10 protein-coding genes and 1 pseudogene are annotated in these 14,164 nt (G+C 67.7%); 8 read left to right on the forward strand and 3 right to left on the reverse strand.

Going from position 1 to position 14,164, the window contains the following annotated elements; all coding sequences use genetic code 11:
- Window positions 1–2 precede the first annotated feature (2 nt).
- Window positions 3–1,523: a serine hydrolase domain-containing protein gene (locus tag OG874_RS03195; RefSeq protein ID WP_330253626.1), complete on the forward strand. Its 1,521-nt coding sequence runs from the start codon at window positions 3–5 to the stop codon at window positions 1,521–1,523.
- A 200-nt stretch (window positions 1,524–1,723) separates the two neighbouring features.
- On the opposite strand, the gene sigJ is transcribed toward OG874_RS03195, so the two are convergent.
- Window positions 1,724–2,674, reverse strand: a complete 951-nt coding sequence (gene sigJ, locus OG874_RS03200) for an RNA polymerase sigma factor SigJ (protein ID WP_330253627.1) — start codon at window positions 2,672–2,674, stop codon at window positions 1,724–1,726.
- Between the two features lie 140 nt (window positions 2,675–2,814).
- Between sigJ and OG874_RS03205 the strand changes: the two genes are divergently transcribed.
- Complete coding sequence (locus OG874_RS03205; RefSeq protein WP_330253628.1) at window positions 2,815–3,735, forward strand: cobalamin biosynthesis protein; 921 nt, start codon at window positions 2,815–2,817, stop codon at window positions 3,733–3,735.
- 209 nt (window positions 3,736–3,944) lie between these two features.
- On the opposite strand, the gene OG874_RS03210 is transcribed toward OG874_RS03205, so the two are convergent.
- Together OG874_RS03210 and OG874_RS03215 are read right to left on the reverse strand one after the other, a co-directional pair.
- On the reverse strand, window positions 3,945–4,793 hold the full coding sequence (locus tag OG874_RS03210) for an SURF1 family cytochrome oxidase biogenesis protein (protein ID WP_330253629.1): 849 nt from the start codon (window positions 4,791–4,793) through the stop codon (window positions 3,945–3,947).
- A 146-nt stretch (window positions 4,794–4,939) separates the two neighbouring features.
- Window positions 4,940–5,401, reverse strand: a pseudogene (locus OG874_RS03215) (low molecular weight protein-tyrosine-phosphatase); the annotation flags it as partial.
- Window positions 5,402–5,445: 44 nt separating this feature from the next.
- Between OG874_RS03215 and cobC the strand changes: the two are divergent.
- The 6 genes from cobC (at window position 5,446) to OG874_RS03245 (ending at window position 14,047) form a co-directional block, all read left to right on the forward strand.
- A complete protein-coding gene (gene cobC / locus OG874_RS03220) occupies window positions 5,446–6,483 on the forward strand; it encodes an Rv2231c family pyridoxal phosphate-dependent protein CobC (protein ID WP_330253630.1) in 1,038 nt (345 codons plus the stop codon).
- A 319-nt stretch (window positions 6,484–6,802) separates the two neighbouring features.
- Window positions 6,803–7,921 carry a Nif3-like dinuclear metal center hexameric protein gene (locus OG874_RS03225; RefSeq protein WP_330253631.1) on the forward strand — a complete coding sequence of 373 codons (1,119 nt, stop codon included), beginning with the start codon at window positions 6,803–6,805 and terminating at the stop codon, window positions 7,919–7,921.
- Between the two features lie 297 nt (window positions 7,922–8,218).
- Entirely contained in the window at window positions 8,219–8,863 is a 645-nt protein-coding gene (locus OG874_RS03230; protein ID WP_330253632.1) for a hypothetical protein, read from the forward strand.
- A gap of 373 nt (window positions 8,864–9,236) precedes the next feature.
- Window positions 9,237–9,974: a zinc ribbon domain-containing protein gene (locus tag OG874_RS03235; protein WP_330253633.1), complete on the forward strand. Its 738-nt coding sequence runs from the start codon at window positions 9,237–9,239 to the stop codon at window positions 9,972–9,974.
- Between the two features lie 28 nt (window positions 9,975–10,002).
- Window positions 10,003–11,265 (forward strand): bifunctional RNase H/acid phosphatase, encoded by a 1,263-nt coding sequence (locus tag OG874_RS03240; RefSeq protein WP_330253634.1) that lies wholly within the window; start codon window positions 10,003–10,005, stop codon window positions 11,263–11,265.
- Between the two features lie 307 nt (window positions 11,266–11,572).
- Window positions 11,573–14,047 carry an FAD-dependent monooxygenase gene (locus OG874_RS03245; protein WP_330253635.1) on the forward strand — a complete coding sequence of 825 codons (2,475 nt, stop codon included), beginning with the start codon at window positions 11,573–11,575 and terminating at the stop codon, window positions 14,045–14,047.
- Window positions 14,048–14,164: the final 117 nt, after the last annotated feature.

Consider the following 14,164-nt stretch of genomic DNA (forward strand, 5'->3'; position numbering starts at 1 on the left):
TAGTGGTGGTAGGAGGTTTCGGGCGCTGGGGCGGCGTGATCGTTGTCGCGCTGCTGTGTTTTCTGCTGGTGCCGTCGTCGGTCGGCGTTGCCGCGCCGGTGGTCGGTCCGGCGGCGGTGGATCGGTTCATGTCCGAATACCTCGCGCGCACGCGGTTGCCGGGGGCTTCGATCGCTATTACACACGGGGATCAGGTGGTTTATGCCGCGGGATACGGGCACGATTCCACGGGTGCGGCGATCACCCCGACGACCAGAATGCCGATCGCTTCGGTGAGTAAGTCCATGACCGCTATGGCGGTCATGCAGTTGGTCGATGCGGGGAAAGTGCAATTGGATGCACCGGTTCACCAGTATCTGACGGACTTTCGGCTGGCCGATTCACGCGGTGATCGGATCACGGTGCGGCAGTTGTTGAATCAGACGTCGGGGATGTCGGATACCGCGTTTCCCGATCTGCGGCGGCCGCAGGCGGATTCGTTGGCCGGTGCGGTCGAGCGACTACGAACGGCTCGGCTGGCCGCTGATCCCGGGACGCGATTCAACTATCACAACCCGAATTATCAGGTGGCGGCTCGGTTGGTCGAGGTGGTCAGCGGGGAGCCGTTCGCGGATTATCTTCAACGAAATGTATTCGGGCCCATCGGGATGCGGGACAGCATGACGGTGGATACGGCGCGCGATGCCGACAATGTGTCGCACGGATACATTCGGGCATACGGCTTTGCCGTACCGGTGCGGGAGCCGGATTGGTTCGTCGGCGGTAGTCACGGCGTGATCACCACGGCCGCGGATCTGGCCGGATGGCTGATCACCCAGAACAACGGTGGTAGGGCGCCGGACGGACACCAAGTCGTGTCCGCCGCGGCGGTGGCCGAGATGCACACGTCGTCCGGGGTCGGCGACGACGACTACGGAATGGGTTGGTGGCGTGTGCAATCCGATGACGGGGTGCGGATTTCACACAATGGCGACTGGTTCACCTACACCGCCCACCAAGTGTTGTTGCCAGACACCGGTTATGGCATCGCGGTGATCGCCGATACCGGCATGTCGCTGGCGGACGATCCGGAGATCATCGCACGGGGGTTGATCGAGCTGACCCGGGGCGAGACGCCCGATGTGCACCGCCCATGGGCAATCTACGCCGACTGGGGAATGGCGCTGTTGACGGTCGGCGTGATCGGGCTCGGCGGGTTCTGTGTGCTGCGATCGCGGCGTTGGGCAGACCGGCAGTCCAACCGACCCGCATGGTTGATCGTGCTCCGGCAGTTGCCCTATCTGGCTCCGATCGTGGTCCTGGCCGTGCTACCGCAACTCGCGAGCCTCGTCTTCGGTGGGCGAGCGGGAACCTTCGCCCAGGTGACTTATGTGTGGCTCGCCCTCGTGGTGTTCTTGTGCGTCGCCGCGGCGGCGGGCCTGAGCGTTCTCCTGGCCCGCGCGGTTCGACTCATTATGTTGCGGCGCAGTCGATTTGGTGGAGATGCCCAATCCGAAGAGCCTGTCGCCGAAGTATCGGCCTGAGCGCGTCTGACCGGCCTGGACGTCCCGATGGTTCGGGCATCTCGGGAGCGTGATCGTGTGCACCCCCTTTGTCGAAGCCGCACACCGATTACACGAGGTGCGCAGCTGCGGCAACGGGTGTGGCGATGCGACCGGGGTGTGCGGCGCGCGATCGGCGGCGGCCCGCACATGTGAGATGTGCGGGCCGCGTGGTTGGTTGGTTAGTCGGCGTTCGGGCCGAGGTACCAGTCGGGGGCGCCTTCGGTGGGGAGGTCGTGCAGTTTGTCGGGGTTGCGGACGACGTTGATGGCGACGATGCGGCCGTCGTCGATGGTGAAGGAGAAGACGCCGGTGTGGGTGCCGTCGAAGACGACGAGGCCGGGGGCGCCGTTGACCAGGACCGCGCGGCCCCAGGCGCCCGCCGCGGACGGTGCGTGGTACCAACCGAGCAGCATCTTCGCGATGAGTTCGGCGCCGCGCACCGGCTGGCGGATAGCGGGGACCTTGCCGCCGCCGTCGGCGGTGAGACTGACGTTGGCGTCGAGCACGCCGAGCAGTGCGCTGAGATCACCGGAGCGCCAGGCGACCGCGAAGGCCGAGACGACCTTCTCCTGTTCGTCGGGCGAGGCCGGGAACCGGGGTGTGCCGTCCTCGACGCGCTTGCGGGCGCGGGAGGCGAGCTGCCGCACGGCCGCGGGGGTGCGGCCGACGACCTCGGCGACCTCGGGGCCGCTCATGCCGAAAACATCCTGCAGTACGAAGGCGGTGCGCTCGGCGGGGGACAGGGATTCCAGGACGACCAACAGTGCCGTGGTGACGCGCTCGTCCTGGGTGATCCGGTCGGCCGGATCGTCCCAGGTAGTGACCTCCGGCTCCGGAAGCCATTCGCCGACGTACTGCTCGCGGCGGGCGCGGGCCGAGCCGAGCTGATCGAGGGCGAGGCGGCCGGTCACGGTGGACAGCCAGGCGCGCAGGTTCTCGATCTTGCCCGCGGTCCCGGCCTCGTGCTGGCGCTGCAGCCGCAGCCAGGCCTCCTGCACCACGTCGTCGGCGTCGGTGAGACTGCCGAGTGTGCTGTAGGCAAGCCTGCGCAGATACGGCCGGTGCTCCTCGAAACGCCGGGCCAGCTCGGCCTGGTCGATGGGTTCGGGGGAGGGCTGCTCTGCTGTCACTGATCTCGCCGTTCGGTCGTACGGCCCCCTCTCGGGGGCGAGTTTATGAGTGCGTCACCATGGAGACGACGCAGGGGTTGGCGAGTGTGACATCTGGGCGGGCGACGGTGTGCTGGGCGGGCACCCGCTACCCTCGCCGGGTGCGAACGGGGACATCGACTGCTGCCGGACTGCTGCTCGGCTTCGCGCTGGATCGGGTCTTCGGTGACCCGCGTCGGTGGCATCCGGTGGCCGGATTCGGTTCGGCGGCCGGTGCGTTGGAGCGGGTGACCTATGCCGATCGGCGGTCGGCGGGCGTGGTGCACGAGGTGCTGCTGGTCGGTGCGGTGACGGTGTTCGGGGTCGGACTGCGGCGCGGCGGCGTGGTGGCTTTCGCGTTGGCGACATGGACGGTGCTCGGCGGGCGGAGTCTGGCGCGCGCCGGGCGGGAGATGGCCGATCGGCTCGAATCCGGTGATCTGGCGGGGGCTCGGGCGCTACTGCCTTCGCTGTGCGGGCGCGATCCCGAAGTGCTCGACGCGGACGGATTGGCCAGGGCCGCCTTGGAATCCATTGCCGAGAACACCTCCGACGCCACGGTCGCGCCGCTGGTATGGGGTGCCGTCGCGGGGACGCCGGGGCTGCTCGGGTACCGCGCGATCAACACGTTGGACGCGATGGTCGGTTATCGCGACGACCGCTACCTGCGTTTCGGCTGGGCCGCCGCCCGGGTGGACGATCTCGCCAATCTGTTGCCCGCCCGCATCACCGGAATGCTCACCGCCGCCTTGGCTCCCGTAGTGGGCGGGCATCCCGCCGACGCACTGCGCGCCTGGCGGCGAGACGCGTCCAAACACCCCAGTCCCAATGCGGGCGTCGTCGAGGCGTCCATGGCGGGTGCGCTCGGCGTCCGGCTCGGCGGGCGCACCCAATACCGCTACGGCACCGAACTGCGCCCCACTCTGGGCGATGGGCCCGCACCTCGAGTAGCGGATCTGCGTCGCGCCGTGCGCATGTCGGAAGCAGTCCAGTTGGGCGCGGTCGTGACAACCGCACTCTGGTCGATCCTGCGCCGTCGCTGACCCGACGGATCGACCCGGTCCGGGCGTGCGCTTTTCGCAAGAGTGTGGCCGAAACGGGCTGTTCCAGCATGCGCCAAAAGGGCGATAGTGACGTCACACCGGGGGTCCGAATAACCTCTCGGCGAGCACGATGCGGTGGCCGCGGTGCCGGAGTCGGTGCCGGCCGAACTGCGGCGCGACGTACGCAGTGTGCTGGCGGATGTATCGGGTCAGCGGTTGCCGCCGTAGCGGTCGGCGAGGCGTTGCTCGTTGGTGGAAGTTGGTGCGGGGGTTTCGGTGGGGGTGGGTTTCGGGATGGCCTTTTCTTTGCGGCGTTCGCGGATTTCGGCGTAGACGAAGTAGCCGAGGCCGAGCGGGGCCATGATGCCGAAGGCGAGCCATTGGAGGCCGTAGGAGAGGTAGGGGCCCGCGTCCAGTTGTGGGAGGGGGGTGGGGGTGAAGACGCCGGGCTGATTTTCGCTGAGTTGCAGGTAGCCGCCGCGTTCGCCGGTGGGGATGACGGTCAGTGGTTCTTGCAGGACGGCCATTTCCTGGGTGGTGTCCACCGAATAGACCTGGCGGTAGCCGTCCTGGACCATCGGGTCCTTGCCGGGGGTGACGCCCTCGGACATTCGGATCCGAGCTTCGACCTTCTGCGGTCCAGTGGGTGGGTCGGGAATCTGCGGTGGGCGCGATCCGTCGACGGCCGCGACCAGGCCACGGTCGACGAGCAGGATGCGGCCGTCATCGAGTTTGAAGGTGGCCAGCACCGAATAGCCGGGTGCGCCGTCGAGGTGGCGCAGGCGGACCAGTGCCGTCGAATTCGGCATATAGCTGCCGGTCGCCGTGACCCGACGCCATTCGGTGTGCGAGTCACCGCTCTGGTCGTCCAGGACGGTGGTGATGTCGATCGGTGCGGCGTCCACCGAATCGGCGATCAGCTGGTTGCGGTGCGAGGTGGTGGTGTTCTTACCGAGCTGCCACGGTGCGAGCACGGTGAAGCACAGGTAAGCGAAGGCTGCCACCAGTACAGCCAGGATCAGCCAGCTCGGGCGCAGGAGGAACGTCAGGCGGCGCATCAGCGGTGTCCGTCGGGGACGGGTTCGGTGAACCGGTCGGTCGTGCCCGGTCCGCCGTCCGCGTCGAGGGTTTGTTCCGCATCGGTAGGGCGGTCGTGATCGGGGCTATCGGAAGTGGGGCTGCCGTTGCGGGCGGCGAGGGTGGTTCGCACCCAGTCCAACAGACCGGGGATGGCGGCGGCGATCTGATCGTGGACCAGTTCGAAGTCGGTGGTGTCGCCGTAGTAGGGATCGGGGACGTCGCGGGTGTCGGCGGCGGGGTCGAAGCTGCGCAGTAGGCGGCGGCGGTCCGCTGGGATGCCGAGGGTGGCGAGGCGGCGTTCGTGCCCGGAGTCGAGGGCGACGAGGAGGTCGGCGGCGCGGTGGTCGTTGCCGAGCTTCGCGGCGACGTGACCGGTCGGGTAGCCGTGGCGGCGAAGGGTCGCGCTGGTGCGGGCGTCGGCGTCCTGCCCGGCGTGCCAGCCGTCGGTGCCGGCGCTGCTGACTCGCACGTAGTCGGCGAGCCCCTCGCGGTACAGGTGTACCGCGAACATCTTCTCCGCCATCGGCGATCGACAGATGTTTCCGGTACAGACGAACGACACGTGCAGCGCACCCACGACAGCCATTCTGGCCGGTCGCTCCGATGGGCCGCCACGTAGGGTGTTTTCTCGTGTCCGAGAAGAGCGTCGATCACGCGAAACTGCGTCACCACGGTGACGTCGACGCGCGTCCCGGCATGCTCGATTTCGCGGTGAACGTGCAGGGCAGCGCGCCGCCGGACTGGCTGCGTGACCGACTGGCCGCACGGCTGGCCGACCTCGGCCGGTATCCGAGCGCGACCGACGAGCTCGCCGCGCGCACGGCGGTCGCGGCTCGACACGGCCGCAGCCCGGCGGAGGTGCTGCTGCTCGCCGGTGCGGCCGAGGGTTTTGCGATGCTGCCCCGGCTCGCACCGCGACTCGCCGCGGTGCTGCACCCCTCGTTCACCGAGCCCGAGCTGGCGTTGCGTGAGGCCGGTATTCCGGTGGTCCGGGTCGTGCTCGACCCGCCGTACGCGCTCGACCCGGCGCTGGTGCCCGCCGCGGCCGATCTGGTGGTGCTCGGCAACCCGACCAACCCGACCTCGGTCCTACACCCCGTCGACACCATCCGCGCATTGCGCAGACCGGGCCGGATCATCCTGGTCGACGAGGCCTTCGCTGATGCGGTGGTCGGCGAACCACAATCGCTGGCGGATTCCGCCGCGCCCGACATCCTCGTCCTGCGCAGCCTCACCAAAACCTGGGCCTTGGCGGGGCTGCGCTGCGGTTACTTCCTCGGCACACTCGAACTGCTGGCCCGACTGAATCACGGTCGCGCGCATTGGCCGCTCGGGACACTGCAACTCGAGGCGATCATCGCGACCGCCGAGCCGAGTGCGGTCGCCGCGGCGCAGGAGCGAGCGCAGGCGATTGCCGCCGAACGCCGGTCGATGATCGAGCGATTGACCGCACTAGGTGTCCAAGTCCACGCACCAGCCGATGGACCGTTCCTACTGCTGCGCGTCCCCGACGGCGAACTTCTGCGAAAGCACTTGGCGGACCAGGGAATCGCTGTTCGACGCGCGGATACATTTCCTGGGCTCGGTCCCGACTACCTGCGTGTTGCCGTCCGAGGTCCCGCCGAGGTTGATCGGTTGGTTGCCGCTATGCGTGCGGCAGGAGTCTGATGTTGGCCCAGATGGGCGGTCGCCGCGCCGAGCGGGTGTGCTTGCCTTCGATTGCGTGGTGCGGCGTCAACGCGCGTTGTGCACCGGCCGGACGTGTGGCGCGGGCAGAACGTCGAGGTTGGCCGTGGCGTTGGGCGAGCAATGCTCGCTGGTGGGGGCCGGTCACGGTGGGTGGATTCGAAGCGATGTGCCGCGGATTCGCGGGGTGCGGACCCGATCCGGCCGGGGCGCAGGTCGATTCACGGCCGAGCGTGTGCGGGACGAGTGACTGCGGTGGGGGCGGAAGTGGTCGGGACATGGATGGAGTGGAGGTAGGCGGATGGTGACGACGTTGGCGGATCTCGTCGGGGTGCTGGACGCGGCTTATCCGCCGAAGTTGGCGGAGGGGTGGGATTCGGTGGGGTTGGTGTGCGGGGATCCGGGGGACGAGGTGACTCGGGTTCTGTTCGCGGTTGACGCCACTGCGGCTGTGGTCGATGAGGCGATCGATTGGCGGGCACAGGCTTTGGTGGTGCATCATCCGTTGCTGTTGCGCGGGGTCGATACCGTTGCCGCCGATACGCCCAAAGGTGCGCTGCTGCATCGGCTTATCCGGTCGGGGTGTGCGCTGTTCGCGGCGCACACCAACGCGGATTCCGCCGATCCGGGGGTTTCCGATGCGTTGGCCGCGGCGCTCGGGCTAACTGTGACCGGGCCGTTGGATTCGAAACCACAAGCTGCCGTGGACAATTGGGTGGTACAGGTGCCGCGTTCGCACGCCGATGCGGTGTTGGCGGCGTTGTTCGCGGCCGGTGCCGGCGGTAGTGGTACTTATCGCGACTGTGCGCTGCGGGTGCCGGGGGTCGGGCAGTTCCGTCCGGTCGCGGGGGCGAATCCGGCGGTCGGTTCGATCGGGGAACTGCAGCTGGTCGACGAGGATCGCCTCGAGGTGATCGCGCCGCCCTCGGCGCGGGCGGCGGTGCTGGCGGCACTGCGGGCCGCGCATCCCTACGAAGATCCCGCCTACCACGTCACCGAGCGGGCGGCGTTGCCGTCGGGACTCGGTATCGGTCGGGTCGGCACGCTGCCGGAACCGGAGTCCTTGCGCGAGTTCACCTCTCGGGTCGCCGCCGCCCTACCCGCGACGACCTGGGGCGTTCGCGCCGCCGGTGATCCGGACCGGATGATCCGGACCGTCGCCGTTTGTGGCGGCGCGGGCGACTCCTATCTGTCCACCGTGGCGCGCCTCGGCGTGGACGCCTACGTCACCTCCGACCTGCGCCATCACCCGGTCGACGAACATCTGCGCAGCGGCGGCCCCGCCGTGATCGATGCCGCCCACTGGGCAACCGAATTCCCTTGGTGCGCACAGGCGCAGACGGTAGTGCAGACCGCCCTGCCCGACCTTGAAACCCACGTCTGCACGCTGCGCACCGATCCCTGGACGATCAGCGTATGAGCACGCACATCGCGCTCGCGCCGATCAACGGCATGTCGTACGGGTGGGCCGTGCCTTCGGTGCGAGTCGCGCAACCTATGCGTGAGCGGCACATCGTGGACTGAGTGCGCGTTCACACGGCGTTGTGCGGCGCGGGTTATCGACGACCACAGCGCCTTTGGCCATTGGTGGGACCATATTCGGATCGTGGCGCGATCCGCAGTTGCGGCGGCGTGTTCAGGGCGTGTCGTGATCGGTTCGGGGGAATGCCATTTCGTTTACCTGAGTTGACACCCTCGCACGGGGTACAACTACCCCATGAACTTCCCGGTGGACTTCGGGATCGTGCAGATCGGGTTGATGCTGATCATCCTGGTGGCGGTCGCGTTGCTGATATCGGCGCTCGTGATGGTGCGCAAAGTTGGGCTGCGGGTTTTGATCGGGCGCGGCGCGGGTGGATTAGGGCTGCTCGTCGTCGCCGTGGTGCTGCTGTGGCTGGTGACGCTCATGCAGACGTTCCTCGGGCTGAGCGGGGAGATCAAGGCTGCGCACGTGGTGGTGAGTCAGGTTGCGGGCCAGGATCATCGGCTCGAGGTCGACCTCACGCTCTATGGCGACAAGGACCATCCGGACAAGCACGAGAAGTATCAGGTCGAGGGTGATCTGTGGGTGCTGCAGGCCAATATCGTCGAACTGGAGCCCTGGGTGAACGCCCTCGGCTTCCACTCCGGCTACAAGGTGACCCGCCTCTACGGCCAGCGCCTCGACGGTGTGGCCACCACCCAGAACCAGATCTTCGTCAACGGCGAAGACCAAGACTTCTTCAACGATATGCGCACCCACAAATGGTGGACCGACCCCTTCGTCCGCTCCGCCTATGGCAACGCCGTAATCGCCACCCCCGGCACCTACGACGTCTTCATCTCCCGCGACGCCATCAAAACCCGCGCGCCCGGAAGCTGACGCAGACCTGTTGGGCGCCTCGCAATAGGTACACCTTCTGCGCGGCGTCCAATAGATATGCGCAGCCTGTGTCGACCCACACCGCTCCCAGCATCACCACAGCAGCCCCAACCACCACACCCCGCACAACCTCAGCGGTGCGCATATCACGCCTGCTCTCGGCGTATCGGCTCTCGGCGCCGGGCATTCCCGTCGCGACTAGTAGGACCCACCGAACCCCGTCTCGGTTCCGTCCGATCTCCCCGCCCATACCCGCTGACGTGGCGTGGGACCGGAGCACCCACCATCCGGGGTACGGTTGAGCACTGGTATCACCGCGCTCCCGCGGTCCGCGTGCCCCCATCCGTCCATAATGTTCAGGAGTTTGTCCGCGTTGAATGTCGAAGCACCTGTCCAGGCCAAGCTGCTTCAGCTCGCTGCCGTCGACGCCGAACTGACGCGGATCGCGCATCGGCGCACCGTGCTGCCCGAACAGCAGGAGGTGGCGCGGCTGGAGGCCGAGCGGAATGCGCACAAGGATGCGGCGGTGGCGGTCGAGATCATGCTGGACGATCTCGACCGCGATATTCGCAAGCTGGAGGGCGAGGTCGAGGCGGTGCGCAAGCGCGAGGAGCGCGACCGCGGCATGTTGACCTCAGGTTCGGTGGGCGCCAAACAGCTTTCGGAGATTCAGCACGAGTTGGGCAGCCTGGAGCGGCGTCGTTCGGTGCTCGAGGACGAGCTGCTGGAGGTGATGGAGCGTCGCGAGGCATCGGCGTCGGATCATGATCACGCGGGGGCCCGGCTCAGCAAGACCGAGCAGGACCTGGCCGACGCGCAGCGACTGCGCGATGAGGCGCTGGCGGATCTGGATGTGGCGCAGGGCCGTTGCAATGCCGATCGCAAGGAATTGGTCGCGCGGTTCCCGGCCGAACTGCTGAGCATCTACGACCGCCAGTACACCCAGCACGGCGTGGGCGCGGCACTGCTGCAGGCCCGCCGGTGCGGTGCGTGCCGGATCGAACTGGACCGCGGCGAGATCGCGCGCATCGCGAAGGCCGCACCCGAGGTGATCGTGCGCTGCCCGGAGTGCGGCGCGATCTTGGTGCGAACCAAAGAATCGGGTTTGTGAAGCGCGGTCGAGTGGAACAAGGGGAGAGATGACCCAGCGCGAAGTGCTCGTCGAAGCCGATGGCGGCTCCCGGGGAAACCCGGGTCCGGCCGGTTACGGTGCGGTCGTCTTCGATGCCGAGCACGGCCGAGTCCTGGCCGAGCGCAGGGAGTATATCGGCATCGCCACCAACAATGTCGCCGAATACCGCGGTCTCATCGCGGGTTTGGCGGCGGCGGCCGAACTCGGTGCGCGCACGGTTACGGTGCGGATGGACTCCAAGCTCGTCGTCGAGCAGATGTCGGGTCGCTGGAAGATCAAGCACGCGGCCATGATTCCGCTGGCCGATCGGGCGCGCAGGCTGGTCGCCGGATTCGATCGGGTCACCTTCACCTGGATTCCCCGTGCCGAGAATTCGTATGCGGATCGTCTGGCCAACGAGGCGATGGACGACGCCACGCTGATCGGCGAGGTGCACGCCGCCGAACGGCAGCTGCTCGATTCGGGGGACGCTGCCGCCACGTTGGCGGAGGAGGTCCGCGCGGCCGAGGAACAACTGCTCAACTGGACCGACGAACCGCCGCCGGAAGAGCAACAGCCGAGTTGGATCGATGACGTCCGGGACGCGCAGTCGAATACTCCCGAACGCGATGCCCCCATGACCGCCGCCGAGCAGGCGCCCGGCTGGACCGGCGCAACCGGCCGCCCCACCCGCATGCTCCTGCTGCGCCACGGCCAAACCGCGCTCTCGGTCGAACGCCGCTACTCCGGCCGTGGCAACCCGCCTCTCACCGAACTCGGTCGCGAACAAGCCGCCCGCGCCGCGAAAATGCTCGCCGCCAAGGGTGGCATCTCCGCCGTGGTCACCTCACCGCTCGGCCGCGCCCGCGAGACGGCCGAGGCCGCCGCGACCGCGCTCGGCGTCCCCGTGCGCGTCCTCGACGGCCTCACCGAAACCGATTTCGGCGACTGGGAAGGCCTCAGCTTTGTGGAGGCGGCACAACGGGATCCGGAACTGCACGCCCGCTGGCTCGGCGACCCGTCGACCCCCGCGCCGAACGGCGAAAGCTTCGACCAGGTCCGCGAGCGAGTCGAAGCAACCCGCCGCGATCTGGTCGCGCTGTATCCGGGCGAGAACATCGTGGTGGTCAGCCATGTGACGCCCATCAAGACCCTGTTGCAGCTGGCCCTCGGCGTCGGTCCGGCGCTGCTGTATCGCCTGCACCTGGACCTGGCGTCACTGTCGATCGCCGAGTTCTACCCCGACGGCGGATCGTCGGTGCGATTGGTCAACGACACGTCCTATCTCTGATGGACATCCGACCAATCCGTATGTTCGTGAACCATGAATTATGGCGCATCACAATGGATTCGGCCTGCCGAAACGTGGCCTTTGCGGCGAATCTCACTCAGTAACGTTTCAGACACGGTCTTAGCGGTAGGCTTCGGGTCGGTCAGGCACAGGCATCCCGCCCGCCTGTCTGGTCGGGGATGACATCGGTCTTCGAACAGTGCCGCTCGGGGGGATGAGAGCTGGCGAGCAGTGTGGCTCGGTGGTCGCTTCGAAAGTATGAAGTGGTCCTGTGCTGTCGAGTGGCTCGATGGAAGCGCAGGTTCGAATGAGTAGTCCGATCAAGGTTGTCGTGCTGGGTGCGGGCATCGGAGGGCTCACCACGGCCGCCGCCTTGCGACAGGCGGGCTTCGCGGTCGAACTGTACGAGGCCGCTCCCGAACTGCGCGCACAGGGATTCGGACTTTCGGTGCAGGCCAACGGCATCAACGCGCTGCGCGCGATCGGCCTCGGCATCGAGGAGGAACTGCTCGAGCGCGGCGGCAAGGTCGAGACCTTCCGCTTCAACAATCCGGACGGCACCCCACTGCGGGTCCTGCCGGTGCACCGCCAGGACGACCGACTCGGTGCACCGAGCGTCGCCCTGCACCGCACCGATCTGCACGCGGTCCTGCTCCGCGCGATCGGCGACACTCCCACTCATGCTGGCGCACAAGCGATTCGGTTCATCGACGACGGTGACCACGTGCGCGTCGAATTCGCCGACGGCCGCATCGCCGAGGGCGATCTGCTGATCGGCGCCGACGGCATCCACTCGGTGGTACGCGCCCAACTGCACGGCCGCGCCGAACCGCGCCCCGGCAATTTCGTGGCCTGGCTGGCCTGTGTCCCCTTCGAGCATCCCGCTGTGCCGCGCGGTTATTCGGCCCATTACTGGGGCACCGGAATGCGTTTCGGCATCCACGACATCGGCCACGGCCGGGTGTACTGGTGGGGCACCATGTCCATGCCGGGCGACGAGGCCGCCAATTGGCAAGGGACCAAGGAAGATCTGCGGCGGCTCTACGCCGACTGGGCCCCGGAGGTGCGCGCCTGCATCGAGCAGACCGAGTGGGCCGATGTGCTCGCCGTGCCGTGCCAGGACCGCCCGCCGCTGGAAGGCTGGGGCCGCGGCCGGGTCACCCTGCTCGGTGACGCCGCGCATCCCATGCTGCCCAGCCTCGGTCAGGGCGCGAACTCGGCCATCGAGGATGCGGTCGTGCTGGCGCACACGCTGAAGACCTCGCTGGATCCGGTTGCGGGCCTGCGTCGTTACGAACAGGTGCGCGCCGAGCGGACCGCCATGTTCGTCAACGGATCCTGGTCGCTCGGCAAGATCGAACAGACCACCGATCCGAACCTGGTGAAGCTGCGCAACACCTACTTCCGGTACGCGCCGACCGAATTCTTCCTGCGCGAACTCGGCAAGCCGATGTCGTTCCCGCCGCTCGCCGGCCCGACCGCGCAACTCCCGCGCCAGCTGTCTCCGGTGGAGCGCTGGCACTGGATCGCGGATCAGCTCGCACCCCTGCACATTCTGGCCCGAGTCAGGGTGCACGGATCGATCACCGCGGCCCGGGTACGGGCCGGTCTCGACGAGGTGCAGCACCGACATCCGCTGCTCCGCGTCGCGGTGGCGGCCGAACCCGACGGCACCGCACCGCGTTTCGTGCCGGTCCCGACGCCGATTCCGCTGCGCGTGGTCGAGTCCGCCGATCCGGACACCTGGTTGACCGAGATCGACGAGGTCGAACTGCGCGAGCCCTTCGACTGGCACTCCGGTCCGCTCGCGCGTGCCGTGCTGATCACCGATTCGACCGGCCAGACCAGCGATCTCGTGGTCACCCTGCACTATGCGATCGCCGACGGCGAGAGTGCGATGTCGGTGGCCAAACAGGTGCTGCAGGTCGCCTCGGGCGATGGCCCCGAACTCGCGCCCGCACCGGTCCGGCCGGGCCCGGAGCAGCTGTTCCCGGCGAAGTTCCAGGGCGCCAAGGGCATCGGCCGCACCGTGGGATCGTTGCTGCGGGACCAGAAATCGCAGCTCAACCGGCCGCGCCGACTGGAGCCGACCGAGCTGGTGCCGCCCGCGCGGCGGCGCAGCCGGGTCGTGCACCGCGGCCTCGACGCTGATCGGCTCGACGCGTTGTCCGCCGGTTGCGAGCGCAACGGCGTCGGGCTGCAGGCCGCGCTCTCGGCGGCGCTGCTCGTCGCGGCGGCCCGCGAGTCGGGCACCTACCGGCAATCCTGGTACACCGTCGGCAGTTCGGTGAACTTCCGCGACCACCTCGACGGCGCGGTCGCCGATACCGAGGTCGGCACCTACCAGGGCATGATCGCGACCCCGGCGAAGTACGCGCCGTGGTCCTCGCTGTGGCAGATCGCCGGCGAGATCGAGCGGGAGTACGGCGCAAGGATGGACCGTCGCGACCACCTCGCGGCACTGAATCTGCTGCAGGTCGCCGCGCCGAAGTCGGTGGCCGCCAGCGCATCCACGGTCAAGCTGATGGACACTCGCGGTCCGGGCCATCTGTGCATGACCTACCTGGGGCGCTACGCGTTCCCGGACAAGATCGGCTCCTGGCAGCTGTCGGGCGCGCAATTCGTTTCCGGCATGTCGGTGAGCGGTTTCATCATGGCCACCGCCAATGCCACGCACGGCGAATTGTCGTTCAACATCGGCTATGTCGAGCCCGCGGTATCGCGCGAGCGTGCCGAGCGGCTCGCCGATGAGAGTGTGCGCGCGCTGCTGTCGGTGATCTGACGGCGTAAGTAACCGCGCGCCCATAAACGGCCGCGAATTCCGGCATCGATGTCGATGTCGGTGATTCGCGCTATCTGAAAACTGGATACGAGTGGTCACAGCTTTGCGTTTGGCGTC

Source organism: Nocardia sp. NBC_00565 (assembly GCF_036345915.1).
Taxonomy (GTDB): Bacteria; Actinomycetota; Actinomycetes; order Mycobacteriales; family Mycobacteriaceae; genus Nocardia.

Excerpts from the sequence above, each read along its gene's own strand:
- OG874_RS03210 (WP_330253629.1), bottom strand. The coding sequence starts at position 4,793 with ATGCGCCGCCTGACGTTCCTCCTGCGCCCGAGCTGGCTGATCCTGGCT.
- OG874_RS03225 (WP_330253631.1), top strand. The coding sequence starts at position 6,803 with ATGGTGACGACGTTGGCGGATCTCGTCGGGGTGCTGGACGCGGCTTAT.
- OG874_RS03230 (WP_330253632.1), top strand. The coding sequence starts at position 8,219 with ATGAACTTCCCGGTGGACTTCGGGATCGTGCAGATCGGGTTGATGCTG.
- OG874_RS03240 (WP_330253634.1), top strand. The coding sequence starts at position 10,003 with ATGACCCAGCGCGAAGTGCTCGTCGAAGCCGATGGCGGCTCCCGGGGA.
- OG874_RS03245 (WP_330253635.1), top strand. The coding sequence starts at position 11,573 with ATGAGTAGTCCGATCAAGGTTGTCGTGCTGGGTGCGGGCATCGGAGGG.